Origin of the sequence: Speluncibacter jeojiensis (assembly GCF_029589495.1) — a bacterium.
Taxonomy (GTDB): domain Bacteria; phylum Actinomycetota; class Actinomycetes; order Mycobacteriales; family Mycobacteriaceae; genus Speluncibacter; species Speluncibacter jeojiensis.
The window spans coordinates 1-24,289 of the sequence record NZ_JAAIVF010000001.1; the positions used below are offsets into that span (position 1 = coordinate 1).

The window sequence follows — 24,289 nt, forward strand, 5'->3', positions numbered from 1 at the left end:
GGTAACCGATACGAATTTGCAGATCGAATACGGCAGCGAGACCAGTGGCGCGTACCAGCCGATGGGACGGGCATCGCTGATCGACGTCGGCCCTGCGCCGTCGTGGCGGACGTTGCGCCTGCCGATGTCGTCGATTCCCGCGGCCGCGCAGGTGGTGCGGATCGTGGCGGACGTCCGGAACCCTGCACCCGACCAGTGGATCGCTTTCACACCTCCGCGGGTGCCGCACCTGCAAACCTTGCAGCACCTGATCGGATCCCACACGCCGGTGCTGCTGGACTGGCCTGTCCCGCTGGCGTTCACCTGCCAGCAGCAACTGAACACGCTCAACGGCGTCGCGCAACTGCCGAAGTACCGGATCTTGGCCAACGGTGGGCTTCCCGTCGTGGCTACCAACTGGGAGGGCCCGCAGGGCGGCGGCCCCGTCGGCTGGGCACAACTATTACTGTCGGCCCAGACGGTCCCCACCTACCTGAACCACGACTGGAGCCGCGACTGGGGATCACTGGAGCGGTACACGCCGCTGGTCCCCGACGCCCGTACCGCAGCCCTCGAACTGGGCGCCGCCACCCGGTCGGGAATGTGGGACCCCTCGCTCATCCAGCACTGACGGCCCGCGACGCAACCGCTCCACGCGACGCTCGGCATGCACCTGGCCGCGGACCGAGCGCGATCCGCTACGGGCCACTGCCGGCGCCCATCCGATCTCAGCTGGCGGTGCCGGCCCCGCCGGGCACGATCGTCACCCCGACCGCGCCGGGCCCGAGATGCGTGCCGAGCACCGGCCCGTACTCCCCCATGTGCATCTCGGTGATCTCCGGGATACGTTCGCGCAGTTGGTCTCCCAGCTCGGTGGCCCGTTCGCTCGCCTGCCAGTGCTGCACGGCGACCGCGGCCGGGCCGCCGCCGACACCCTCCACGACCAGTTCGACGAGTTTGGTCATCGCCTTCGACGCGGTGCGGGTCTTCTCCCGCAGCAGCAACTTCCCGTTGACCATCTGCAAGATCGGCCGCATCGACAGCGCGGTGCCGAGGAACGCGGCCGCCGCACCGATCCGGCCCCCACGCCGCAGGTTCTCCAACCGGTCCACGTACAGCAGGCTGTTCGACCGCTCCACCGTGTCGTTCGCGATGCGGAAGACCTCGTCGAGGTTGGCGCCCGCCGCGGCGGCGCGGGCGGCGGCGAGCACCGGGAACCCGGTGCCCATCCCCGCCGAACCGGAGTCCACGATCCGCACCTGCGACTCGAATTCCAGCGCGGCCTGCCGTCCCGCATCCCAGGTCCCCGACAGCTGCCGGGAGATGTGCACGGCGAGCACGCCGTCGCCGCCGCTGGCCTTGAGCGCGTCGAAGTAGCTCTGCTTGAGCTCGCCCGGGGAGGCGCCCGCGGTCGTCACCACCGAGGTCTTGGCGATCTCGTCGGGCACCTGGTCGACACCTTCGCGTAGGTCGGTGTCGTCGAGCAGCACGTGCAGCGGCACCACCTGGATGCCCAGTTCCGCGACCAGCGCGGACGGGACATGCGCGTTCGAATCGGTCACGACGATGACGGCCACGGCTCTACCGTATTCCGCCGGTGGCGTCGACCGAGTGCAGCCCGGTCCCATCCAGCCCGGTCCCATCCAGTCCGCACCTCGCCCGCAGCGCGGTCACCATCGCCTCAGCGACGCGTTCGTGCGCCTCGAAGCCCCAGTGGATTCCGTCCGGGTTCCCTCGTCCGGCACGGATGTGTTCGCCGACGGCCTCGGCGAGGTCGACGAGCGGAACGTCCGTCCGGCCCGCCCAGCCACGGATGGCACGCTCGGTCGCCGGACGGCCGCTGTGCACCCGCCCGTAGGCGTCGCAGGCGTGCACCGAGGGCAGCGTCGCGACGACTGGCAGCTCCGGCCGCAGTTGTTCGAGTGCGCCCCGGCACTTCTCCAGGTACTCCGCGGTCAGGCTCGGCGGCAGGGCCAACGGCCACCCGAGCGGCGCCAGCCGCGGCTGCAGCCAGCCGTAGGCGTCGCGGACGACGCGCCGTAGCGCGTCGGGCCGGACGTAGCGGATCTGCTCGCGCAGCGCGGTCGGCAAGGGCGAGGGCAGCGAATCCATGCCGCACACGCCGAACACCACCGCACCGGCCTTCGGCACCGACGCCCACACCCGCGGGTCCTGGGTCAGCGCCCACCACACGTCCCGCGAGGTCCAGCCGATCCGCGCCACCAGTTCGGTGCGCCAGCCGAGCTCGGCTGCCACCAAGTTCGGCCAGATACGGGGATCGTCGGCGGGCAGCCCGCCCTTCGGGCCGTAGTACGACAGCGAGTCGGCCAGCACCAGCAGCACCGGACGATCGTCGACCGAGGCAGCGGCGGTGGCAGCACTTTCGGCAGCCTCGAGATCGGGATCAGAGGACATCGGCACTCACCTGCGCCGACGCGTTCCACACGTCCAGTCGCCATGGGTGCTCGGCGGACTCGCCGTGCACACTGAGCGTCGCCCAACTCGCGTTGCCCAGGCCACCCAGCGCGGTCCAGCGCGACACCGGCAGGTCGAGCAGCGACGCGGTCAGCGCGGCGATCGCACCGCCGTGGGCGACCACGATGACCGGGCGCTCGTCCCAGGCATCGCCGAGTTCGTCGACCAGCTCACGCACCACCGGCGCGGTCCGCCGCGCAACGTCGACACGGCTCTCCCCGCCCGGCGGCGCCCAGGTGGCGTCCGCGCGCCAGGTCGCCCGCGCGCCCGGGAACTGCTCGTCGACGTCCTGGTGCGTCAGCCCCTGCCACTGGCCGAGGTTCGTCTCGCGCAACCGGTCGTCGGTGCGCACCGGGACGCCGGTGACCGTGGACAGCGCCAGGGCGGTGTCGTGCGCCCGGGTCAGGTCCGAGGACACGATCGCGAGGGGCCGGCGCTCGGCCATCACCACCGCCGCGATCCTGGCCTGCGCCAGCCCGTGCTCGGACAGGTGCGTGTCGATCTGCCCCTGCATCCGGTTCTCGGCATTGTGTTCGGTTTGGCCGTGCCGCAGCAGGATCAGCCGACGCACCCTCACCGAGGGGACTCCGTGACCGGCGCGTCGACGACCGCGTCGGTGTCCGTCTGCACCGCGCCGTCGGCGCTGCCCTCGCCGCTGCCGTCGATGTCGGGGACGCTGCCGTGCCGCGGCGGGACCGTGTCGACGCCCTCGAGGACCAGCGACGGGCAGTCCTTCCAGAGCCGCTCGAGCGCGTAGAACTCGCGCTCCTCCTCGTGCTGGACGTGCACGACCATGTCGATGTAGTCGAGCAGCGCCCAGCGGCCCTCGCGCACACCCTCGCGGCGGGCGGGCCGGAGCCCGATCTCGCGCAGCTTCTCCTCGATGTTGTCGACGATCGCGCCGACCTGCCGCTCGCTCGGCGCCGATGCGATGAGGAAGCAGTCGGTGATCACCAGATGCTCGGACACGTCGAGCACGACGACGTCCACGGCCTGCTTGTCGGTCGCCGCCAGCGCGGCGACCCGCGCCATCTGCCTGGCCTCGTCGGATGCGCTCACTGGGACTTCTCCTGTTGCTTGGTGGATCGGGTGGAATCGGTGGGCACCGGTTCGGAGGTGCCGCGGGTGCCGTCGGGTCGGGTCGATTCCGGCGGCCGGTAGAGGTTGCGCTTGCTGATGTACTGCACGACACCGTCGGGCACCAGGTACCACACCGGCCGCCCCGCCGAGGCGCGACGGCGGCAGTCCGTCGACGAGATCGCCAACGCGGGGATCTCGACCAGCGTGACCGCATCGCCGGGCAGCTTCTCGAGGTGCTGGGCCAAGTGCGCGACATCGAGGTCGTAGCCCGGCCGCGTCACCCCGACGAACTTGGCGAGCTCGAAGAGCTCCTCCCAGTTCTGCCAGGACAGGATCGACGACATCGCGTCGGCGCCGGTGATGAAGTACAGCTCGGCGTCCGGGTGCTGTCGGCGCAGGTCGCGCAGCGTGTCGGCGGTGTAGGTACGCCCACCGCGGTCGATGTCGACCCGGCTGACCGAGAACCGCGGGTTCGACGCGGTGGCGATCACCGTCATCAGGTAGCGGTCCTCGGCGGGGCTGACCGGTCGGCCCTCCTTCTGCCAGGGCTGACCTGTCGGCACGAACACGACCTCGTCGAGGTCGAACAGGTCCGCGACCTCGCTGGCCGCGACGAGGTGACCATGGTGGATCGGGTCGAAGGTGCCGCCCATGACGCCGAGCCGGCGCGTGTCCGGCGCCCGCCGGATCGCCCGCTGCGGGTCCGGCAGGCCCGGGGTCCCGACGTCTGGTTGCTGCTGCACGAGTGTCGAGCTTACGGGCACGACGGCGCGATCAGATCGGCAGCAGGCCGGAGACGACATCGGTGAGCTGCTCGGCCGTGCGGCACTCGTGCATGGTGATCATCTGGTTGTACATCGGGGCCGCCGAGTCGCCGCTGCCCCACTGTCGGTGCGGCTCCGGATTGAGCCAGTGCGCATGCCGGACGACCGAGGTCAGCCTCGCCAACGCGGGCAGGTTCGGATTGCGGTAGTTGGTGCGCGCGTCGCCGAGGATCAGCAGCGAGGTCCGGCTGGTCAGCGTGTGCGCGAACCGCTCGGCGAACACCCCGAGCGCGTTGCCGTAGTCGGAGTGGCCGTCGTATTCGATCAGGTCGGCCTCGCGCACCATCCGCGCCATCGCGACCCCGAGGTCGGCGCCGGTGGAGAAGAAGCGGGTCACCTCGTCGGTGGTGTCGATGAACGCGAACACCCGCACTCGGGAGAACTGCTCACGCAGCGCGTGCACCAGCAGCAGCGTGAAGTGGCTGAATCCGGCGACGGATCCGGACACGTCGCACAGCACGACCAGTTCCGGTCGCGCCGGGCGCGGCTTGCGCAGCACCAGGTCGATCGGGACCCCGCCGGTCGACATCGACTTGCGCAGCGTGCGCCGCAGGTCGATGGCGCCGGAGCGGGAGCGGCGGCGGCGCGCGGACAGTCGGCTCGCGAGCAGCCGGGCCAACGGGGTGACCGAGCGGCGCAGCGCGTGCAGGTCCGAGTCGTTGGCGCGCAGGAAGTCCACCTGCTCGGCGATCTTCGGCACCCCGTAGGAGGCGACGCGTTCCTTGCCGACCCGCTCGGCCACCCGCCGTCGGGTCTCGGCGTCGACCAGTTCACGGAATCGGGTCATCCGCTCCAGCGCGGTGCGCCGGTCGACGGCGCTGGTGAACGACTCGGCTGGCCGGTCCTTCTCCGGCGGCGCCCCCAGCAGGCCGCCCAGGATCTTGTCCAGCAGGTTGTTCGGCGACAGGTTCCGCAGCGTCTGATAGGCCGAAAAGGACGGCCCGTTCGGCGACTCGTAGCTGCCCATGCCCTCGACCATCTGCGAGACCAGCAGCTCGAGGGCCTGCTGCGCCTCCTCGGAGTCGTCCGCGAGCAGTTCGCCGATCAGCTCCTCGAGTGACTCGAGGTCGATCTCGCCGTCCGGTGTGCGGGGCAGTTCGACGGTGCGCTCGCCGTCCTCGCGTCGCCCGACCCCGACCGGGAACCACAGGTCGAAGACCGCGTCGAACGTCTTCCGGTGCACGGGACAGCGCAGCAGTGCGCAGGCCAGTCCCTCGCGCAGCGCGTCACGGTCGAGCAGGTCGAGGACCGACATGACCTGGCCGGCGTCGACTGTCTCGGAAGGGCCGACGGCAATCCCCTTGGCGCGCAGAGCTTCCACGAAGCCCACGAGATGGCCGGGCAGTCCGTACGGCGCGGGCGGTGCCATCATCTGCTCCCTGTCAGTTGAGCCGCAGTTCGGCCGCGGCGCGCACCTGGTCGCTCTGGTGCTTGAGGATCACGCCGAGCGTCTGGCGCACCGAGTCGTCGTCGATGGTGTCCAGGCCCAGCGCCAGCAGGGTGCGGCCCCAGTCGATGGTCTCGGACACCGACGGCACCTTCTTGAGCTGCATTCCGCGCAGCACGCGGATGACCCGTACCAGCTGGTCGGCCAACGCCTCGGGCAGCTCCGGCACCCTGCTGAGCAGGATCCGCCGCTCGAGGTCGGCGTCGGGGAAGTCCAGGTGCAGGAACAGGCAGCGGCGCTTGAGCGCCTCAGACAGTTCGCGGGTGGCGTTCGAGGTCAGGACCGTGAACGGCCGGCGCGTGGCGGTCATGGTGCCCAGTTCCGGGATGGTGATCGCGAAGTCGCTGAGCACCTCGAGCAGCAGGCCCTCGATCTCGACGTCGGCCTTGTCGGTCTCGTCGATCAGCAGCACCGTCGGGTCGGCGTTGCGGATCGCCGTCAGCAGCGGGCGCGAGAGCAGGAACTCCTCACTGAAGACGTCGTCCTTCGTTGCGTCCCAACTGCTCTCGCTCTGGGTGGCCTGGATGCGCAGGATCTGCTTGGCGTGGTTCCACTCGTACAGCGCGCGCGCCTCGTCGACACCTTCGTAGCACTGCAGCCGGACCAGCGTCGAGCCGGTCGTCTGCGCGACCGCGCGCGCCAGTTCGGTCTTGCCGACGCCGGCCGGGCCCTCGATGAGCAGCGGCTTGCCGAGGCGGTCGGCGAGGAAGACGGCGGTCGCGGTCGCCTTGTCGGCCAGGTAGCCGGTCTCGGCCAGACGCGCGGTCGCGTCCTCGATGTCGGCGAAGTGCGGCACGGTGGTCGGGACGGCTCGGTCCACGGGAGTCTCCTGAGGGTGTGCGGGTGGTGCCGGTGGGGGTCAGACCGGACGGACCTGACCGTCGCCCCAGACGATCCACTTGGTCGAGGTCAGCTCCGGCAGGCCCATCGGCCCGCGCGCGTGCAGCTTCTGGGTGGAGATCCCGATCTCGGCGCCCATGCCGAACTGCTCGCCGTCGGTGAACGCGGTCGACGCGTTGACCATCACGGCGGCGGCGTCGACGCGGGTGGTGAACTCGCGGGCCGCGGCGAGGTCGCGGGTGACGATGGCCTCGGTGTGCCCGGTGCCGTAGCGGTCGATGTGCGCGACCGCCTCGTCCATGCCGTCGACGACCTTCACCGCGATGTCCAGCGAGAGGTATTCGGTCGCCCAGTCCTCCTCGGTGGCCGGGACCATGCCGGGCTCGTCGCCGTGGAGGGTGACGCTGTGCATCTGCAGCGCCTGAGTGAGCTTCGGCAGTGCGGTGTCGGCGATCGCCTTGTCCACCAGCAGGGTCTCTGCGGTGTTGCACACGCTCGGCCTGCGGGTCTTGGAGTTGAGCACCAGCTTTTCGGCGATGTCGAGGTCGGCGTCCGCGTGCACGTAGACGTGCACGTTGCCGACGCCGGTCTCGATGGTCGGCACCAGTGCGTCGCGCACGACGGCTTCGATCAGCCCGGCGCCGCCGCGCGGGATGACCACGTCGACCAACCCGCGGGCGCGGATCAGCGCGGTGACACTGGAGCGGTCCTCGCTGGGAAGCAACTGCACCGCATCGGCCGGCAGATGCAGCCCGGTCAGCGCCTCACGGATGACCTCGACCAGGGCGGCGTTCGAGTTCGCGGCCGACGACGAGCCGCGCAGCAGCACCGCGTTGCCCGACTTGAGGGTGAGGCCGAACCCGTCGACGGTGACGTTCGGCCGGGCCTCGTAGACGATCCCGACCACACCGAGCGGTACGCGCTGCTGACGCAGTTCCAGCCCGTTGGGCAGCGTCGATCCGTTGACGACCTCGCCGACCGGGTCGGGCAGGCCGGCGACCTGCCGGAGCCCGGAGGCGATGCCCTCGAGGCGGGCCTCGTCCAGACGCAGCCGGTCGATCAGGTTCTCCGCCGTGCCCGCGGCGCGCGCGGTCTCGATGTCGGCATCGTTGGCGGCCAGCACCTTGTCGGTCGCGGCCAGGATCGCGTCGGCGGCGGCGTTCAGGGCGGCGTCCTTCTGCGCCCGGTTCAGCAGCGCCAGCGCGCGGGACGCCGTACGGGCCCGGCGCGCGGCCTCGAGCACGACCTCGCCGATGTCGCCGCCGGTCTGGGCCGTGCCACTCGCTGCAGTTTCGTTCGCCACCGTCATGCCTACAGGGTAACGATCGCCCGGGGCGGCCATCACGCCCTGCCTGCGCGGTCGCACCGGGACGAGCCCGGGGGCAACACTCGTCCGTGCGGCTCAGCCGCGGGCCAACTCCACGAACTCTCGGCGCGCCGCCGGGTCGTCCTCGAGGACGCCCCGCATCGCCGAGGTGACCGTGCACGAGCCGGGCGACTGCACGCCGCGGATCGACATGCACATGTGCTCGGCCTCGAGCATCACGCCGACGCCGCGCGGCCGCAGGTGCTCGGTCAGCCAGTCCGCCACCTGCATCGTCAGCCGCTCCTGCACCTGCAGATCGCGGGCGAACAACTCGACGACGCGCGCCAGCTTCGACAGGCCCAGGATGCGGTCACCGGGCAGGTAGCCGACGTGCGCGACTCCGCGGAACGGCAGCATGTGGTGCTCGCACAACGAGGTGAACGCGATGTCGCGGACCAACACCAGTTCCCGGTAGCCGGCGTCGTTGGGGAAGGTCGTCAGGTCGAACGCACGCGGCGTGAGCAGTTCCTCGAACGAGGCGGCGACCCGGCGTGGGGTGTCGTGCAGGTGAAGGTCGGCGGGGTCGCGTCCCAGCGCCCGCAGCAGGTCGCCGACGGCGAGTTCGGCCGCCGCGAGATCGATCACCGGCGGTCGGCGATCGATACGTACCGCGGCAGCGACGTCGCCGCCTTGCCGCAGGCCTTGGTGCAGGTCCGGCTGCCCGATCCGCGACATCACCTCGGTGATCGACATCAGCGCCTCCTTCTAAAACCAGTTCAACTGAATGCTAGAAGCTCGCGGCAGATTACGTCAATCTCGGTTGGTTTTACACTGGGGGCATGGAGTCACGCGACGGGCAGTCGCCCCACTACGCCGATGTGTCAGCCGTCTCCGCGCTCGACGAGCCGGCGAGGCGGCGCCTGTACGACTTCGTCCGTCGCCACCGCGAACCGGTCGGGCGCGACGAGGCCGCCGCCGCACTCGGACTGCCCCGCACCACCGCCGCCTTCCATCTCGACAAACTCGCCGACGAGGGCCTGCTCAGCATCGAGTTCGCGCGGCGCAGCGGCCGGTCCGGCCCCGGCGCCGGACGACCCGCCAAGTTGTACCGGCGCGCGGACCGCCCCGTCGTCGTGCAACTGCCCGAACGCAACTACGAGTTGGCCGGACGGTTGCTCGCCGGGGCCATCGACGATGCGGAGAGCCGCGGCGAGTCGCCCGGCACCGCGCTGGCCCGCCGCGCCCACGAGTTGGGCGAGACCATCGGCGCGGAATTGGCCCAGGCCGGCGAACCGACGGACGAGGCCCTGCACGACGCCCTCGAACGCTGCGGCTACGAGCCGTGCACGGTCGACGACGACATCGCACTCGCCAACTGCCCGTTCCACGCGCTGGTCAACGATCACACCGAGTTGGTGTGCGGGATGAACCTGCGGCTGATCGAGGGTCTGCTCGACGGGGTCCGGTGCGGCGGGCGGCGTGCCCGGCTTGCACCGGAGGACGGGTTCTGCTGCGTCCGGCTCGGCGTCACCGACGCGGCGGGCGCGGCCGAACGCGGCGATTCACAGAAACCTGCCAGCTGACGGCGACCGTCACGGGCGGAGGATGAGAAGTCATGGCGCCCCAATCCGTCCCCCAGCTCCACCTGATCACGACGCTCACCGCGTGGAAGGTCGACTGGGTGACGCTGGTGATCGTCGTCGCCTCCGGGGTCGGCTACGTGCTGGCCACCCGCAAGCTCGAGCAACGCGGCACCCCCGTCGAGCCCAGCCGGCGCGGCGCGTTCCTGTTCGGCCTGGTGTTGTGGTTGCTCGCGACGATGTCGTTCGTCGGCGTCTACGAGAACGTGCTGTTCTGGGTGCGCGCGCTGCAGGTGATCCTGCTGATGATGCTGATCCCGTTCATGCTCGCGTTCGGCGTGCCGCTGACGGTGCTGCGCGAGTTGCTCGGAGAGTCGGGCCGGGCGCGGTTCGACCGGATCCTGCACCACCGCGTGGCACGGATCCTCACCGCACCGGCGACCACGTCGATCATCATCATCGCCACGCCCTGGCTGCTGTATTACACCCAGTGGTATCCGACCGTACTCGACAACGCGACGGTCGACACCCTGACCAAGCTGGCGCTGGTCGCCGTCGGTTTCCTGTACTTCTACAGCCGGTTGCAGGCCGATCCGGTGCCGCACAAGTACCCGGCGATGCTGTCGATCGCGATCACGTTCACCGAGGTCCTCGTCGACGCGTCGCTCGGCCTCGCGCTGTGGCTCGGTCCGCTGCGCGCGCCCGAGCATTACGAGGCGATCGCGCGCACGTGGGGTCCGGATCTGCAGACCGACCAAATCGTCGGCGCCGGCATCATCTGGATCCTCGGCGACCTGATCGGCGTGCCGTTCCTGTTCGCGCTGATGCGCGCGATGACGAAGGACGAGCAGGCCAGTGCCGACAAGATCGACGCCGAACTCGACGCGCAGGACGAGGCACGCGCCCGCGCCGCCGCGGAGGCAGGGATCGACGAATCACAGGTGCCCGGGCCGAGCAGGCTGTGGTGGGAGGACGACCCGGAGTTGAGCGAGCGGTTCAAGCGGGGGTGACGCGAACCCCCGCGATGCACCAGTCGATGATGGCCCGAACCTCATCCGCATTTGTGCTGAACCACTCACTGCCGGGCGCTCCGCTGATGCGCTGCCCTCGCAGTTCCAGAATGGAGTGCACGGCCGCTTCGAGCAACGCTGCATCCTCCGCTTCATGGGCCAGGACGACGACCGGGTGTTCCGGTAGTGCGGTACCGACCTGACTCGCGATCCGGTCCTTGACCGAGACCGTCGTCATCCCGATCTTGTGCGGCCACACAGTGGCGCCTTGATGCTGCGCAAGCGCACCGTAGGCCGGCAAGTAGTAGGCGTAGACGAATTGGGCGGACGCTGCCTCATCGGAAGGCTCCACCTCGGGCTCCGGCAAGGCGAAGTCCGCATCGGCATTTGCAATACCCGCAATACGCCATAGGCCATAACATCCCGTTTGTTCGGCTCTGCCCGTCCGCGAGAGGGTCTGCAACGCCTTCTTCGCAACCGATGTCGCCTTGCCATTGGCAGGCAGACCACCGTTCACTGCGTGATGTCTCGAAACCAGCGTGATGAGGTCTGATCGCCGGACCTGCTGACCCGATGCGAGCAGTGATATGAGTTCAGCGAAAACGCTCGCTGTTAGTGGCACACCGGCGAAACGATAGGCCCTTTCTTCTGTTGAATCGCATTCGATGCCCACATTGCCCCCTGTTGCGTTCGTGACAGTTCACCCATCTCGAGTGCGCCGAACGCTACGCGCAACCACCGACAACATGAGGCATACGCTCACGGACACAACCTGGCCGACAACACATATCGGCCGCTGCAATGTCAGCCGAGCCGCTCGACCTCCATCGTGAATCCCGCCAACTGCAGCCGATCCAACAGTGCATCCCCCATCGCGGTCGCCGGCGTCAGCACGCCGGTCTTGTCCGGCAGCGAATCACGGTCGTGTACCAGCGTCAGCGCGCTCTCACCCAGCATGACCGCGGTGGCCGCGTAACCGGGATCGCCTTGTGCCGCAACACGCGACCGGTACCGCGCACCGGTCGTGGTCTCGGTGAACACGTCGATGGTGAAGTGCCCGTTCTCCCGGGTTTTCGCACTGGGACCCTCCCCGGGAGACGGCAGCACCCGGTCCAGCAGTGCTCGCGTCGGTCCGAAGCTCAGCCCCGCGACCAGCCCGCCGAGACCGGCGGCGACCGCACCCGCGACCACGACGGACAGCGGCGACGAGCCGACGCTCATCACCTCGCTGTAACGGAACGTCCGCCCGTAGGCCCAATCGAGCACCGCGTTGCTCCGCCGCACGACACGCGTGTTGAACGAGCCCATGACGAACGGCGCCTTCCAGCCCCGCAACGTCGGGTCGATCTTCGAGCCCTCCACTATCCGCACGTCGGACTGCCCGCCCAGATCCGGCTCCGCGTTCCGGTCGGGACTGAGCGAATAGGGACTCGCGGCGATCTTGCGAAGTCCCTTGTCCCGCTTGACCGTGTCCAGCTGCAACCGCAGCGAATCGATGGTGCCGCCGCTGATTCCACCGCGCAGCGAGGTCACCACCAACGTCGTGTCGGCCAGCTCGCCCTCGCCGTCCGACCGCACCCGCTCGTGCAGCATCAGCACACCGAGATCGGATGGGATGGAATCGAATCCGCACGAGTGCACGATCCGGGCACCGGTCTCGGCCGCGGTGTCGTGCCACGAGTCGATACTGGAGCGGACGAACAGCACCTCGCCGGTCAGGTCCACATAGTCGGTGCCCGCCTGCGCACATGCCTGCACCAGCGGCATCCCCCACCGCGCGTACGGGCCGACGGTGGTCACCACGACGCGCGTCCCGGCGGCAAGCGCGGCGAGCGAGTCCGGCTCCTCCGAGTCCGCATGCAGGATCGGCCAGCCGGCGGCCGAGGGACCCAGCCCGTCACGGATCTTCTCGAGCCGCTCGGCCGAGCGGCCCGCCAAACCGATCCGGGTACCGTCCGGTGCGTGCTGCGCCAGGTGGCCGGCCACCAGTCTTCCGACGAATCCCGTTGCGCCGTAAACCACGACGTCCAGTTCGCGGGTTCCCGAGTCACGATTCCGATCAGCCGGTGTCGTCATGCCCCCATCAGATCACAGCGCGGCGCCGGGGTGAACCCTCCGCGACCTGCCCGTTCAGCCGAGCCATTCGAGCGCGGCGGTCACCAACGCCGTGACGCCCACGTCGAGCGTGGGCCGGATGACGGGCGCGAACCGCGGCGAATGGTTGGAGGCGGGCGGCTCGGCCGAATAGTCCCGCGCCGGGTCGAATCCTCCGATGAACCAGTAGACCAGCGGCACCTCGGCCGCCTTGGCCAGGTCGCCGACGTCCTCACTACCCGAGACCGGCCCGATCTCGAACACCTTGTCGGCGCCCAGTTCCCCACGCAGGGCCTCGAGCGTGCGCGCGGTCGCGTCCGGATCGTTGACGGTCACCTCGAATCCGTTCAACTCGGTGATCTCCGGTGGACGGGGCGCGCGCGACGCCGTCGCCTCGGCGTCGACGATACGGGTGATGCCGTCCAACAGCTGCTCCGCGACACTCGTCTCGAAGGCTCGGATGTTGAGCTTGAGCACGGCCTCGTCCGGGATGACGTTCTCCTTGGTCCCGGCCTGGAACGAGCCGACCGTGAGCACCGCCGGGTTGGCCGGCGACACCTCCCGCGACACCAGCGTCTGCAACCGCATCACGGTCGACGCGCCCATCACGACCGGGTCGATCGTGGCGTCGGGCATCGACCCGTGCCCGCCGCGGCCGAACATCCGCACCTGCAGGCTGCGCGCCGCGGCCATCGCGGTGCCCGAGGCCGCGAACACCGTGCCCGCGGGGCCAGGCATCACATGTTGTCCGAGCACCACGTCCGGTCGCGGCACTGTGTCGAACAGTCCGTCGTCGACCATCGCCTGCGCCCCGCTGCCGAGTTCCTCGGCCGGTTGGAACAGCACGACCAGCGTGCCCGACCACGACGCGCGCCGCTCGGCCATCAGCGCGGCGGCGCCGAGCAGGCACGTCACGTGCATGTCGTGTCCGCAGGCGTGCATCACCGGGATCGACTCGCCCGACTCGGACGTCACGGTGACCGTCGAGGCGTACGCCAAGCCGGTGTCCTCGCGGACCGGCAACGCGTCCATGTCTGCCCGCAACAGCACCACCGGTCCCGACCCGTCCCCGAGTACCCCGACCACGCCGGTCCCACCCAGGCCGGCGGTCACCTGGTACCCGGCACCCTGCAGCCGCTCGGCGACCCGCGCGGCGGTCCGATGCTCCTGATAGGACAGCTCGGGGTTCGCATGCAGTTCCCGGTACAGCGCGACCAGATCGTCGGCAGCGGCCTCGAAGCCGCCCAGCGTCTCCTGCACGCGCGAATCCGTCATCCCCCACAGATAACACGTCGCGCCGCGGCCGACACCGCTATCGCCCAACCCACCCGCACGCCCCGACGTTTGTCGGGGGCTTCGGGCACCATGGCCCCATGCTGCGTGATGACGCCGAAGAACTCCTGAGGGAACTGGCCGGGCCGGAGGCCGTGCTGCGCGAGGACCAGTGGACCGCCATCGAGGCGCTCGTGGTCGACCGACGGCGCGCCCTGGTGGTCCAGCGCACGGGCTGGGGCAAGTCCGCGGTGTACTTCATCGCGGCTCTGCTGCTGCGCCGTCGGGGCCACGGTCCGACGGTCATCGTGTCCCCGCTGCTCGCACTGATGCGCAACCAGGTCGCGGCGGCCGAGCGGGCCGGTGTGCGGGCCGCGACGATCAACTCGGGCAACGTCACCGAATGGGACGACATCCACGCCGGGGTCGCCGCGGGCGAACTCGACGTCCTGCTGGTCAGTCCGGAACGGCTGAACAACCCCGACTTCCGGGACCAGGTGCTGCCCGCGTTGGCCCGCGACGCCGGCCTGGTCGTGGTCGACGAGGCGCACTGCGTCTCCGACTGGGGCCACGACTTCCGCCCCGACTACCGGCGCATCCGCACCCTGGTCGCCGACCTCGGCGCGGACGTCCCGGTCCTCGCCACCACCGCGACCGCGAACGACCGCGTGGTCGCCGACGTCGCGGCCCAGCTCGGTGTGGGCGACGCGCAGACGCTGGTGCTGCGCGGCGGGCTGGACCGCGAGTCGCTGCAGCTGTCGGTGGTGCGCCTCGACCGCGCCCAGGACCGCGCCGCGTGGCTGGTGCAGAACATCGAATCGCTGACCGGGTCCGGCATCATCTACACGCTGACCGTCTCGGCCGCAAAGGAGCTCGCCGACCTGCTGTCCTCGCAGGGCCATCAGGTGGCCGCCTACACGGGCCAGACCGATCCGGCGGAGCGCGAGCAGTTGGAGGCCGATCTGCTGGCCAACCGGGTCAAGGCGCTGGTCGCCACCTCCGCACTCGGCATGGGATTCGACAAACCCGACCTCGGGTTCGTGGTGCATCTGGGCGCGCCGTCCTCGCCGATCGCGTACTACCAACAGGTCGGCCGAGCCGGGCGGTCCACCGACCGCGCCGAGGTGGTGCTGCTGCCCGGCCCCGAGGACCGCGACATCTGGCGGTACTTCGCATCGGTCGCCTTCCCGCCGGAGTCGGTGGTGCGCAAGGTGATCGGCACGCTCGAGCCCGACCGCCCGCAGTCGACGCCCGCATTGGAACCGCTGGTCGACCTGTCGCGGGGCCGGCTGGAGATGGTGCTCAAGGTGCTCGACGTCGACGGCGCGGTCCGGCGGGTGCGCGGGGGCTGGGTCGCCACCGGTGAGCCGTGGGTCTACGACACCGAGCGCTACGGCCGCCTCGAGCGTGCCCGCCAGGCCGAGCAGCAGGCGATGCTCGACTACGAGCGCACCTCCGGCTGCCGCATGGACTTCCTGCGTCGCCAGCTCGACGACCCCGAACTCACCGCCGAACCGAGCCGCTGCGGTCGCTGCGACAACTGCACCGGGACGTACCGGTCGTCAGCTGTCGACGAGACGGCGACCCGCGCGACACAGGACCGGCTCGACCGCCCGGGCGTCACGCTGGCCCCGCGGCGGCAGTGGCCGAGCGGCATGGGCAAGCTGGGTGTCGATCTGTCGGGAAAGATCACCGACGGTCCCCAGCCCGGGCGTGCGCTGGGCCGGCTCACCGACCTGGGCTGGGGCCAGCGCCTGCGCACGCTGCTCGACGCCCCGGACGACGTGGTGCCCGACGAGGTCGCGCAGGCATGCGTCACAGTGCTGACCGCCTGGGACTGGCAACAGCGACCGGCCGCAGTGATCGCACTCGACTCCGACACCCATCCACGTCTGGTCACCTCCCTTGCCGGTCGCCTCGCCCAGGTGGGCCGGCTCACCGACCTCGGCGTGCTGCGCAGACGACCGGACCGACCCGAGGTCACCGCGGTCAATTCGGCCTTCCGCGTCGCCGGACTGGTCGGCGCCTGGGAAGAGCCGGACCTGGCCGCGATCGCCGGTCCGATCTTGTTGGTGGACTGCCTCAGCGACACCGGCTGGACGCTGACGATGGCCGCTCGGGCACTGCGCCGCGCGGGCGCAGGGTCGGTCCTCCCCTTCGCGTTGGCAACAGCGAACTGACAGTAATGTGACCCGCCTCACAGTAACGGCGTGACCTGCAACGACGATGGGTATTCCCATAACGATTTCGATGCGGACCTGAATTCCGTTGTCCGACTTGTTACGTTCGGGCTACACATGAGGCCAGACAACGAAAGTGCAATCCCGAGCACCGTTCCGGACACGGTGCACACTGCCGAAACGCCCTCGCGCAGGGCAGAGACCGGTCCCCTGACCGAATTGCGCAGCCCCGGCATCTCCGACGGCGTCCGGATGTGGGAGATCGCCCGCGACTCGCGGGTGCTGGACCTGAACTCCAGCTACGCTTACGTGCTGTGGTGCCGCGACTTCGCCGCCACCTCGATCGTCGCCGAGGTCGACGGCCGGGTCGGCGGGTTCGCCACCGCCTTCGTCCGACCGCGCGTGCCGGACACGCTCTTCCTCTGGCAGATCGCCGTCGACGAGCAGTTGCGCGGGCAGCGGCTGGCGGCGGCCATGTTGAACGAACTGCTCGATCGCGTGGCCGACCGTGGGATCACCCGCCTGGAAACCACGATCTCACCGGACAACCCCGCCTCGCAGGCCCTGTTCACCGGGGTCGCACGTCACCGCGGCGTGCCGATCACCAGGCAACCGCTCTTCACCGCGGAGGACTTCCCCCCCGGCCATGAGCCGGAAGAGCTCTACACCGTGGGCGCACCCCGCGCCTGAACCAGCAGCTCGTCGGCTTCGAGGCTGCGGCACCAGCCGCTCCGAGGCATTGCAGGACGCAGACGAGCAGCACGACAAATGAAGAACACGGAGGTACCAACCATGACCGTGATCGACGACATCGACGTGTCCGTCTTCAACCATCTCGAGTCCGACGTACGCAGCTACTGCCGCAGCTGGCCGACGGTGTTCGGCTCTGCCCAGGGATCCTGGGTGCGTGCCGAGGACGGCCGGGAGTTCCTGGACTTCTTCGCCGGCGCCGGCGCCCTGAACTACGGCCACAACAACCCGCTGCTCAAGCAGGCGCTGATCGACTACATCGCCCAGGACGGGATCACACACGGCCTCGACATGTCCACGGTCGCCAAGCGCGACTTCCTCGAGACCTTCGAGGACCTGATCCTGCGCCCGCGCGGACTCGACTACAAGGTGCAGTTCCCCGGCCCGACGGGGGCGAACTCGGTCGAAGCCGCCCTGAAGCTGGCCCGCAAGGTCACCGGTCGCGAGTCGATCATCAACTTCACCAACGCTTTTCACGGGATGACGCTCGGCGCGCTGTCGGTCACCGGAAACTCCATGAAGCGTGCCGGGGCGGGCATTCCACTGGTGCACGCCACGCCCATGCCGTTCGACAACTACTTCGACGGCGTCACCGAGGACTTCCACTGGTTCTCCCGGGTGCTCGACGACTCCGGCAGCGGGCTCAACCGTCCGGCCGCCGTGATCGTCGAGACAGTCCAGGGCGAGGGCGGCGTGAATGTCGCACGGCCGGAATGGCTTCGGGCCCTCGCAGACCTCTGCGCCGAGCGGGACATCCTGTTGATCGTCGACGACGTGCAGATGGGCTGCGGCCGCACCGGACCGTTCTTCTCGTTCGAGGTCGCCGGCATCACCCCGGACATCGTGACGCTCTCGAAGTCGATCGGCGGCTACGGACTGCCGATGGCGCTGACGCTGTTCAAGCGGGAACTTGACGTCTGGGGGCCCGGTGAGCACAACGGCACCTTCCGTGGCAACAACCCGGCCTTCGTCACCGCGCGAGTGGCGCTCGAGCAGTACTGGTCCGACAACGCGATGCACCAGGCCACCCTCGCGAAGGGCGAGCGGATCCGAGAGTCCTTCTCCAACATGGCCGATTCGTTCGCCGGTGTGAGCACGCGCGGGCGCGGCCTGGTCCAGGGCCTGGTCTTCGACCAGCCCGACCGCGCTGCAAAGGTGTGCGCCATGGCCTTCGAGTCGGGTCTGCTCGCCGAGACCTCGGGGCCGTCGGACGAGGTCGTCAAACTCCTCCCGCCGCTGACCATCACCGACGCGGAGCTCGCCCACGGGCTGAGCATCCTCGCCGAGGCGACCGCCAAGGTCTGCTCCTGACCCGGCCGCCGGCCGACCGAACCAACGAACCGGAGACATCATGATCGTCCGCACCACCACCGAGATCACCGACACCGACCGCGATGTCGCGGCGGACAACGGCAACTGGCGCAGCAAGCGCATCATCCTCGCCGGCGACGGCGTGGGCTTCTCGTTCCACGAGACGACCATCGAGGCCGGCACCATCAACGAGTTCCACTATCAGAACCACGTCGAGGCGGTGTGGCTGGTCGAGGGCGAGGGCGAACTCGTCGACCTCGACAACAACCGCAGCTACCCGCTCGGGCCCGGCAGCATGTACCTGCTCAACGGCCACGAGAAGCACCGCGTCTTCGCCCGCACACAGATGCGCATGCTCTGCGTGTTCAACCCGCCGGTCACCGGCCGTGAGGTGCACGACGAGAACGGGGTCTACCCGCTGGTGGAGGTCGGCTGACCGTCCGCCGCCGCTCCACCACCTACCCTGGGTCCCGTGGAGACAGATGCCAGCCCGTACGCGCGTGAACTCGTCGACCTGCTGTCCGGTCGGCGGGTTGTCGCGCTGACCGGGGCGGGCATCTCCACTGATTCGGGCATCCCCGACTATCGCGGCCCGGACTCGCCGCCCCGCAACCCGATGACCTATCAGCAGTTCGTCGGGGACGCCGACTTCCGGCGCCGCTACTGGGCGCGCAACCACCTGGGCTGGCGCGACATGGACGCGCGTCGGCCCAATGCGGGCCATCACGCGCTGGCGCGCCTTGAGCGCGGCGGGGTGGTCACCGGGGTGATCACCCAGAACGTCGACATGCTGCATACCAAGGCCGGCCAGCGCACGGTCGTCGATCTGCACGGCAGTTACGCGCGGGTCCGCTGTCTGGACTGCTCGGCCGTCCTGTCGCGGCTGTCGCTCGCCGAACGTCTCGAGGCCGCGAACCCCGGATTCATCGCGTCGGTCGCCTCCGCGGGGGCGATCGAGATCGCCCCGGACGCCGACGCCGTCGTCGCCGACACCGCGCACTTCCGGATGGTCGACTGCGCGTTCTGCGGCGGCACGCTCAAACCGGACATCGTGTACTTCGGCGAGAGTGTCCCGAAGACCGTTGTGTTGCACTGCTATTCGATGGTGGATGACAGTGACGCAGTGTTGGTCGCGGGGTCGTCGCTCACGGTGATGTCCGGGCTGCGGTTCGTGCGCCGCGCGGCGAAGGACGGCAAGCCGATCGTCATCGTCAACCGCGGCGTCACCCGCGGTGACGATCTCGCGGATCTGAAGATCGATGCCGGTTGCTCGGAGGTCCTCACCGCGCTCGCCGCAGCAGCACCGCCGCGCCCGCACAACCGAGTATCAACGCCGCCAACGCCCACGCGGTGACTGCGTCGAGCGGGCTGCCCCCGCTGATCGACAGGTCCGACAACGACGGCAAGTGCCCCGACGCGCGCGGCGGCACCTCGGTCAACGGGGTGTAGGCGGTCCAACCGAAGTCCGTCCCGGAGACCGCCCAGGTGCCGCGGTAGGCCCCGGTCAGTGCCGCCGCTGCTCCCGGCAGGAACAGCGCCCCCAGTCCCGTGCTCACAGACGACCCGGACGCCGCCGGTCCGGGCAGGGCCGACCCGACCACCACACCCACTGTCGGCGCACCGACCAGCAGCAGGACCGCGTGCAGCAGGCCAGGATCCGCGACCGGAACGGTCCCGCACCCGAGGATCAGCGCGAGCACCACCATGGCAAGCGCCGGCTGACGCCACCGGACCCCGGCCGCCACGCCCAGCAGGATCAGCACCGCGAGCGCCGCGACCATGGTCGGGTCGGGCAGTACGGCCCAATCGAACACGGTCGCCGCGACCGCCGCGACGGCGGTGATCGCCGTCGCGGCGAACACCACCACGCCGTCGGCTCCCGGTAACAGCATCGCCGCTCCGCCCGCCACCACCAGAGTGAACGCCAGCGCCGGCCCGGCGAGCCACCAGTTCGTCGGCGTCTGCGCGGTCGCGGCGGCCGCCGACGCGACCCCGCCCACCGCCAGCAGCACCACCGCGGCAACCGGCCGCCATGACACGGCGGGCAGGTGTTCGTCTGCGCCCGAACCGAATCCCACGACGATCGTCACCATCAGCAGGACACCGGCGAGCACGGCCAGCCATCCGGCGTATACCGTCGTCGACGACTGCGGCTCCAGGTAGTCGGCGTAGCGACGCGGGGGACCTCCGGCCGACACCGCGGCCGCCGTGAGCAGGAACGCCGCGACGGTTCCCGCGGCCAGCGCAGCGGTCGCGGACCGGCGCGTGCGGAGCACCGCCGCGGCGGCACCCAGTGCTGCGCCCGCGAACACCGCCTCGACATACCGCCCCGCCACCAATACCGCGACCGAATCCGACCGCCCGAGCCCGACCTCGGCCAGCATCACGACCACAACGACGCCGAGCGTCACTGCCGGCAGTCTGCGGCCACGCAGCCTCGACGTCGCCAGGCACGCCACCGGCGCCATGATCGCACCCGCGACCGCCCCCAAGGGATGGCTCAGCACCCACCAACGGAAGTCGGTGGCGGTCACCGCGACCGCGAGGTCGGGCGTGAAGGGTTGCACCAGAACGACACCGGCACACATACCGATCAGTACGGCGGCGAGCGCCGCCAGTATCGCCGCGCCACCCGAACGGATCGATGCTGTGCCCATCGGCAGAACCTACCGCCCGACAGGACCATTGGCCGCACGGACTCCTACACGGGCACCAGATCGTCCGCGTGCACCACCGGACGCTGCAGGTCCGGCGGGAGATCGGCGCTCGAATGCCCGCGCATCGTCGCCAGTTCGATGGCGTCGTAGGCGACGACGCCGCGCCCGATCAACGCGCCGTCCGGGCCGACCAGGTCGACCACGTCACCGTCGTGGAAGTGCCCGCCCACCTCGGTGATCCCCGCCGCCAACAGCGAACGGCGCCGCTGGGCGACCGCGCGGACCGCGCCGGCATCCAGGTGCAGACGCCCCTGCGCGTCGGCGGCATGCCGAACCCAGAAGCGGCGGGCCGACATCCGGTGCGGTCGGGCCCCGAAAGCGGTGCCGACGTAGCCGCCGGACAGCGCCGCGCCGGCCTCGGCGGCAGACGTCAACAGCACCGGCACACCCGCATCGGCGGCCAGGCGTGCGGCGGACAGCTTCGACGCCATCCCGCCGGTGCCCAGCGCGCCACCCGATCCGGCGACCACTCCGTCCAGATCCTCGGGGCCCGCAACCTCACGGATCAACTGCGCGTTGCCTTTTCGCGGATCCGCGTCGTAGAGGCCGTCCACGTCGGAGAGCAGCACCAGCGCGTCGGCGCCGACCAGGTGCGCGACCAGCGCGGCGAGACGGTCGTTGTCGCCGAACCGGATCTCAGCGGTCGCCACGGTGTCGTTCTCGTTGACGATCGCGACCGCGCCGAGCGCCCGCAGCCGGTCCAGTGTGCGCTGGGCGTTGCGGTGGGTGGCCCGGCGAGCGACGTCGTCGGCGGTCAGCAGCACCTGCCCTACGACCCGGTCGAACCGCGCGAACGAGCTCGCCCAGGCGTTGACCAGCGCGAGTTGTCCGACACTGGCCGCGGCCTGCTTGGTGGCGAGGTCGCGCGGACGTTTGGTCAGCCCGAGCGGCGCGATGCCCGCCCCGACCGCACCGGAGGAGACCACCACGACGTCGGAACCGGCGCGCATGCGCGCCTCGATCGCCTCGGCCAGTGGGTCGAGTCGGTCGACGTCGAGCCCGCCGGACAGGCTCGTCAGCGCCGACGACCCGATCTTGACGACGACACTGCGTGCCGACGCGATGACCTCGCGAGTGCTCGCCCCGTCTCCGCAGGCGCTCACTGCTCCTCCGGATCGAGCCCTTCGAGTCCGCGCCGGACCCGGTGGGCGTGCTTGCGTTCCGCGGCGCCGATGCGCTCGTTCTGATCCAGTCGCGCGTCGGTGCCGCGACCGGTCATGGTCACGTCCACGCCGGCCGGGGTCTGCGGCTCCCAGTCGAAGCTCACGTCGCCGATGGTCACCGAGGCGCCCGGCTGGGCACCCTGCTTGACCAGCGCGTCCTCGACGCCCAGGCGGGCCAACCGGTCCGCGAGGTAGCCGACGGCTTCGTCGTTGCTGAACTGGGTTTGACGCACCCACCGCTCGGGCCGGACACCGCGGACGATGAACCCGCCCTGCACGTCGGGATCCTTGACCACGGTGAAGCCGGTCTCGTCGATCGGGACCGGACGGATGACCTGCCGGGTCGGCTCGGCGGGCGGGTGGGCCTCGCGGTAGTTGCGGACCATGTCGGCCAGCGCGAAGGTCAAGGGCCGCAGCCCTTCCCGGCTCACCGCGGAGATCTCGAACACCGGCCAGCCGCGCTCCTCGAACTCGGGCCGGACGAAGTCGGCGAGTTCGGCGGCCTCCGGCACGTCGACCTTGTTGAGGACCACGATGCGGGGGCGGTCCGCGAGGTCGCCCAGGCCCGCGTCGCCGGCCAGAGCCGGTTGGTAGGCGGCGAGCTCGGCCTCGAGGGCATCGACGTCGGAGATCGGGTCACGGCCCGGCTCGAGGGTCGCGCAGTCGACGACGTGGGCGAGCACCGCGCACCGTTCGAGGTGGCGCAGGAAGTCCAGTCCCAGCCCGCGGCCGTCGCTGGCTCCGGGGATCAGCCCGGGTACGTCGGCGACCGTGAAGGTGGTGTCGCCGCTGGAGACCACACCGAGGTTCGGCTGCAGCGTCGTGAACGGATAGTCGGCGATCTTCGGCTTCGCCGCGGAGAGCACCGAGACCAGCGACGATTTGCCCGCGGAGGGGAAGCCGACCAGCCCGACGTCGGCGACGGACTTGAGCTCGAGCACCAACTCACGCTCGATGCCCTCCTCACCGAGCAGCGCGAACCCGGGCGCCTTGCGTGCCCGCGACGACAGCGCCGCGTTGCCGAGCCCGCCACGGCCACCGGCCGCCGCCGCGAAGCGGGTCCCGCTGCCGACCAGGTCGGCGAGAATGTCGCCCTTCGAGTCGAAGACGACTGTGCCGTCCGGCACCAGCAGCACCAGGTCGCTCCCATTGGCGCCATCGCGGTTGCTGCCCATGCCGGGCTTGCCGTTGCCGGCCTTGGCGTGCGGGTGGAAGTGGAAGTCCAGCAGCGTGTGCACGTTGGGGTCGACCTCGAGGATCACCGAGCCTCCCCGTCCGCCGTTGCCGCCGTCGGGGCCACCGAGTGGCTTGAACTTCTCGCGGTGCACCGAGGCGCAGCCGTGTCCGCCGTTACCGGCGCTCACGTGCAGGACCACTCGGTCGACGAAACGGGACACTGTGTCCTCCTAGGGGGACGGAGTCGAGACCCGACAATGATCTCGAACATGAAACAGGGGCGGGCGGGGTATCAGCACCCTGCCCGCCCCTGTCTGTGGAGCTTTTCGCGGTTGTAGGCGGGTTACGCCTCGACCGGAACGATGTTGACGGTCTTGCGGCCCCGCTTGCTGCCGAACTCGACGGCACCGGCGGAGAGGGCGAACAGGGTGTCGTCGCCGCCGCGGCCGACGTTCACACCCGGGTGGAAGTGGGTTCCGCGCTGGCGGACCAGGATCTCGCCGGCGTTGACGGACTGGCCACCGAAACGCTTGACGCCGAGGCGCTGCGCGTTCGAATCGCGACCGTTGCGCGAGCTGGATGCACCCTTCTTATGTGCCATGACTGATCCCTCCTAGGGAAGTGAAGAAAGTAGCGGGCTGCGAATCCGGAGGACCGCGTGCCTCTTACTTGTTGATGCTGGTGACCTTGAGGACGGTCAGCTTCTGGCGGTGACCCTGACGCTTGTGGTAGCCGGTCTTGTTCTTGAACTTGTGGATGCGGATCTTCGGGCCCTTGGTGTGCTCGACGACCTCGCCGGAGACGGAGGCCTTGGCCAGCGCCGCCGCGTCGGTGGTCAGGTCGGCGCCGTCGACGACGAGCGCGACCGGGAGCTGGACCGAGGTGCCGGGCTGACCCTCGATCTTCTCGACCTTGACGAGGTCACCAACGGCGACCTTGTACTGCTTGCCGCCGGTCTTGACGATCGCGTACATGGAGGGCTACCCCTTGCTTTCGAAAATCTCGCTCACACCGCAGGTGGTGCGGCGCGACTGGTCCTGTGACTGCCACCCGGTTCGGTGCCGCGTCCGGTACAAGCCGGACAC

25 protein-coding genes are annotated in these 24,289 nt (G+C 69.9%); 8 read left to right on the plus strand and 17 right to left on the minus strand.

The genetic code is table 11. The annotated features are described in order from the left end of the window. Window positions 1–610, plus strand: a 610-nt coding sequence (locus G4X40_RS00005; protein ID WP_277829408.1) for an arabinosyltransferase C-terminal domain-containing protein, incomplete at its 5' end; no start/stop codon positions are given. Between the two features lie 97 nt (window positions 611–707). On the opposite strand, the gene G4X40_RS00010 is transcribed toward G4X40_RS00005, so the two are convergent. From G4X40_RS00010 to folE, 9 genes are all read right to left on the minus strand, one after another. Continuing rightward, window positions 708–1,556 carry a DegV family protein gene (locus G4X40_RS00010; RefSeq protein ID WP_277829409.1) on the minus strand — a complete coding sequence of 283 codons (849 nt, stop codon included), beginning with the start codon at window positions 1,554–1,556 and terminating at the stop codon, window positions 708–710. A gap of 4 nt (window positions 1,557–1,560) precedes the next feature. After that, entirely contained in the window at window positions 1,561–2,394 is an 834-nt protein-coding gene (gene octT, locus G4X40_RS00015) for a diglucosylglycerate octanoyltransferase (protein ID WP_277829410.1), read from the minus strand. Then, window positions 2,384–3,031, minus strand: coding sequence for a histidine phosphatase family protein (locus G4X40_RS00020; RefSeq protein WP_277829411.1), 648 nt, complete (start codon window positions 3,029–3,031; stop codon window positions 2,384–2,386). Before G4X40_RS00020 ends, octT begins: the two co-directional genes overlap by 11 nt. Further along, a complete protein-coding gene (rsfS, locus tag G4X40_RS00025) occupies window positions 3,028–3,513 on the minus strand; it encodes a ribosome silencing factor (protein WP_277829412.1) in 486 nt (161 codons plus the stop codon). The genes G4X40_RS00020 and rsfS overlap by 4 nt, the downstream gene beginning before the upstream one ends. Continuing rightward, a complete protein-coding gene (nadD, locus tag G4X40_RS00030; RefSeq protein WP_277831167.1) occupies window positions 3,510–4,223 on the minus strand; it encodes a nicotinate-nucleotide adenylyltransferase in 714 nt (237 codons plus the stop codon). The genes rsfS and nadD overlap by 4 nt, the downstream gene beginning before the upstream one ends. An 85-nt stretch (window positions 4,224–4,308) precedes the next feature. Next, a complete protein-coding gene (locus G4X40_RS00035) occupies window positions 4,309–5,730 on the minus strand; it encodes a vWA domain-containing protein (protein ID WP_277829413.1) in 1,422 nt (473 codons plus the stop codon). A gap of 10 nt (window positions 5,731–5,740) precedes the next feature. Further along, window positions 5,741–6,625 carry an AAA family ATPase gene (locus G4X40_RS00040; protein WP_277829414.1) on the minus strand — a complete coding sequence of 295 codons (885 nt, stop codon included), beginning with the start codon at window positions 6,623–6,625 and terminating at the stop codon, window positions 5,741–5,743. Between the two features lie 39 nt (window positions 6,626–6,664). Then, window positions 6,665–7,954 (minus strand): glutamate-5-semialdehyde dehydrogenase, encoded by a 1,290-nt coding sequence (locus G4X40_RS00045; protein ID WP_277829415.1) that lies wholly within the window; start codon window positions 7,952–7,954, stop codon window positions 6,665–6,667. A gap of 93 nt (window positions 7,955–8,047) precedes the next feature. Then, a complete protein-coding gene (gene folE / locus G4X40_RS00050) occupies window positions 8,048–8,704 on the minus strand; it encodes a GTP cyclohydrolase I FolE (RefSeq protein ID WP_277829416.1) in 657 nt (218 codons plus the stop codon). A gap of 86 nt (window positions 8,705–8,790) precedes the next feature. Between folE and G4X40_RS00055 the strand changes: the two genes are divergently transcribed. After that, on the plus strand, window positions 8,791–9,534 hold the full coding sequence (locus G4X40_RS00055; RefSeq protein WP_277829417.1) for a helix-turn-helix transcriptional regulator: 744 nt from the start codon (window positions 8,791–8,793) through the stop codon (window positions 9,532–9,534). 32 nt (window positions 9,535–9,566) lie between these two features. Then, window positions 9,567–10,541: a cytochrome c oxidase assembly protein gene (locus G4X40_RS00060; RefSeq protein WP_277829418.1), complete on the plus strand. Its 975-nt coding sequence runs from the start codon at window positions 9,567–9,569 to the stop codon at window positions 10,539–10,541. Here the strand turns inward: G4X40_RS00060 and G4X40_RS00065 are convergent. The 3 genes from G4X40_RS00065 to G4X40_RS00075 all read right to left on the minus strand — a co-directional run bounded on the left by G4X40_RS00065 (window position 10,528) and on the right by G4X40_RS00075 (window position 13,910). Next, a complete protein-coding gene (locus tag G4X40_RS00065; RefSeq protein WP_277829419.1) occupies window positions 10,528–11,214 on the minus strand; it encodes a GIY-YIG nuclease family protein in 687 nt (228 codons plus the stop codon). The genes G4X40_RS00060 and G4X40_RS00065 overlap by 14 nt on opposite strands. Window positions 11,215–11,345: 131 nt before the next feature. Next, entirely contained in the window at window positions 11,346–12,617 is a 1,272-nt protein-coding gene (locus G4X40_RS00070; RefSeq protein ID WP_277829420.1) for a saccharopine dehydrogenase family protein, read from the minus strand. A gap of 54 nt (window positions 12,618–12,671) precedes the next feature. Beyond that, window positions 12,672–13,910: an amidohydrolase gene (locus G4X40_RS00075; RefSeq protein ID WP_277829421.1), complete on the minus strand. Its 1,239-nt coding sequence runs from the start codon at window positions 13,908–13,910 to the stop codon at window positions 12,672–12,674. 98 nt (window positions 13,911–14,008) lie between these two features. Here G4X40_RS00075 and G4X40_RS00080 point away from each other — a divergent pair, with 98 nt between their 5' ends. The 5 genes from G4X40_RS00080 (at window position 14,009) to G4X40_RS00100 (ending at window position 19,502) form a co-directional block, all read left to right on the plus strand. After that, window positions 14,009–16,087, plus strand: coding sequence for a RecQ family ATP-dependent DNA helicase (locus G4X40_RS00080; RefSeq protein ID WP_277829422.1), 2,079 nt, complete (start codon window positions 14,009–14,011; stop codon window positions 16,085–16,087). 117 nt (window positions 16,088–16,204) lie between these two features. Then, window positions 16,205–16,777, plus strand: a complete 573-nt coding sequence (ectA, locus tag G4X40_RS00085; RefSeq protein ID WP_277831168.1) for a diaminobutyrate acetyltransferase — start codon at window positions 16,205–16,207, stop codon at window positions 16,775–16,777. A 102-nt stretch (window positions 16,778–16,879) separates the two neighbouring features. After that, on the plus strand, window positions 16,880–18,148 hold the full coding sequence (gene ectB, locus G4X40_RS00090; protein ID WP_277829423.1) for a diaminobutyrate--2-oxoglutarate transaminase: 1,269 nt from the start codon (window positions 16,880–16,882) through the stop codon (window positions 18,146–18,148). 40 nt (window positions 18,149–18,188) lie between these two features. After that, window positions 18,189–18,584 (plus strand): ectoine synthase, encoded by a 396-nt coding sequence (locus G4X40_RS00095; protein ID WP_277829424.1) that lies wholly within the window; start codon window positions 18,189–18,191, stop codon window positions 18,582–18,584. Window positions 18,585–18,620: 36 nt separating this feature from the next. Then, on the plus strand, window positions 18,621–19,502 hold the full coding sequence (locus G4X40_RS00100; protein ID WP_277829425.1) for a Sir2 family NAD-dependent protein deacetylase: 882 nt from the start codon (window positions 18,621–18,623) through the stop codon (window positions 19,500–19,502). Here the strand turns inward: G4X40_RS00100 and G4X40_RS00105 are convergent. The 5 genes from G4X40_RS00105 to rplU all read right to left on the minus strand — a co-directional run bounded on the left by G4X40_RS00105 (window position 19,429) and on the right by rplU (window position 24,178). Continuing rightward, window positions 19,429–20,805 (minus strand): hypothetical protein, encoded by a 1,377-nt coding sequence (locus G4X40_RS00105; protein WP_277829426.1) that lies wholly within the window; start codon window positions 20,803–20,805, stop codon window positions 19,429–19,431. The two genes, G4X40_RS00100 and G4X40_RS00105, sit on opposite strands and share 74 nt — an antisense overlap. 44 nt (window positions 20,806–20,849) lie before the next feature. Continuing rightward, window positions 20,850–21,968, minus strand: a complete 1,119-nt coding sequence (proB, locus tag G4X40_RS00110) for a glutamate 5-kinase (protein ID WP_277829427.1) — start codon at window positions 21,966–21,968, stop codon at window positions 20,850–20,852. Continuing rightward, window positions 21,965–23,425, minus strand: coding sequence for a GTPase ObgE (obgE, locus tag G4X40_RS00115; RefSeq protein WP_277829428.1), 1,461 nt, complete (start codon window positions 23,423–23,425; stop codon window positions 21,965–21,967). Before obgE ends, proB begins: the two co-directional genes overlap by 4 nt. Before the next feature lie 122 nt (window positions 23,426–23,547). After that, window positions 23,548–23,805 carry a 50S ribosomal protein L27 gene (gene rpmA, locus G4X40_RS00120; RefSeq protein ID WP_277829429.1) on the minus strand — a complete coding sequence of 86 codons (258 nt, stop codon included), beginning with the start codon at window positions 23,803–23,805 and terminating at the stop codon, window positions 23,548–23,550. A 64-nt stretch (window positions 23,806–23,869) separates the two neighbouring features. Then, window positions 23,870–24,178 (minus strand): 50S ribosomal protein L21, encoded by a 309-nt coding sequence (rplU, locus tag G4X40_RS00125; protein ID WP_277829430.1) that lies wholly within the window; start codon window positions 24,176–24,178, stop codon window positions 23,870–23,872. Window positions 24,179–24,289 lie beyond the last annotated feature (111 nt).

Excerpts from the sequence above, each read along its gene's own strand:
- octT (WP_277829410.1), bottom strand. The coding sequence starts at position 2,394 with ATGTCCTCTGATCCCGATCTCGAGGCTGCCGAAAGTGCTGCCACCGCC.
- G4X40_RS00035 (WP_277829413.1), bottom strand. The coding sequence starts at position 5,730 with ATGATGGCACCGCCCGCGCCGTACGGACTGCCCGGCCATCTCGTGGGC.
- G4X40_RS00045 (WP_277829415.1), bottom strand. The coding sequence starts at position 7,954 with ATGACGGTGGCGAACGAAACTGCAGCGAGTGGCACGGCCCAGACCGGC.
- folE (WP_277829416.1), bottom strand. The coding sequence starts at position 8,704 with ATGTCGATCACCGAGGTGATGTCGCGGATCGGGCAGCCGGACCTGCAC.
- G4X40_RS00055 (WP_277829417.1), top strand. The coding sequence starts at position 8,791 with ATGGAGTCACGCGACGGGCAGTCGCCCCACTACGCCGATGTGTCAGCC.
- G4X40_RS00060 (WP_277829418.1), top strand. The coding sequence starts at position 9,567 with ATGGCGCCCCAATCCGTCCCCCAGCTCCACCTGATCACGACGCTCACC.
- G4X40_RS00070 (WP_277829420.1), bottom strand. The coding sequence starts at position 12,617 with ATGACGACACCGGCTGATCGGAATCGTGACTCGGGAACCCGCGAACTG.
- G4X40_RS00075 (WP_277829421.1), bottom strand. The coding sequence starts at position 13,910 with ATGACGGATTCGCGCGTGCAGGAGACGCTGGGCGGCTTCGAGGCCGCT.
- G4X40_RS00080 (WP_277829422.1), top strand. The coding sequence starts at position 14,009 with ATGCTGCGTGATGACGCCGAAGAACTCCTGAGGGAACTGGCCGGGCCG.
- ectA (WP_277831168.1), top strand. The coding sequence starts at position 16,205 with ATGAGGCCAGACAACGAAAGTGCAATCCCGAGCACCGTTCCGGACACG.
- ectB (WP_277829423.1), top strand. The coding sequence starts at position 16,880 with ATGACCGTGATCGACGACATCGACGTGTCCGTCTTCAACCATCTCGAG.
- G4X40_RS00095 (WP_277829424.1), top strand. The coding sequence starts at position 18,189 with ATGATCGTCCGCACCACCACCGAGATCACCGACACCGACCGCGATGTC.
- G4X40_RS00105 (WP_277829426.1), bottom strand. The coding sequence starts at position 20,805 with ATGGGCACAGCATCGATCCGTTCGGGTGGCGCGGCGATACTGGCGGCG.
- rpmA (WP_277829429.1), bottom strand. The coding sequence starts at position 23,805 with ATGGCACATAAGAAGGGTGCATCCAGCTCGCGCAACGGTCGCGATTCG.
- rplU (WP_277829430.1), bottom strand. The coding sequence starts at position 24,178 with ATGTACGCGATCGTCAAGACCGGCGGCAAGCAGTACAAGGTCGCCGTT.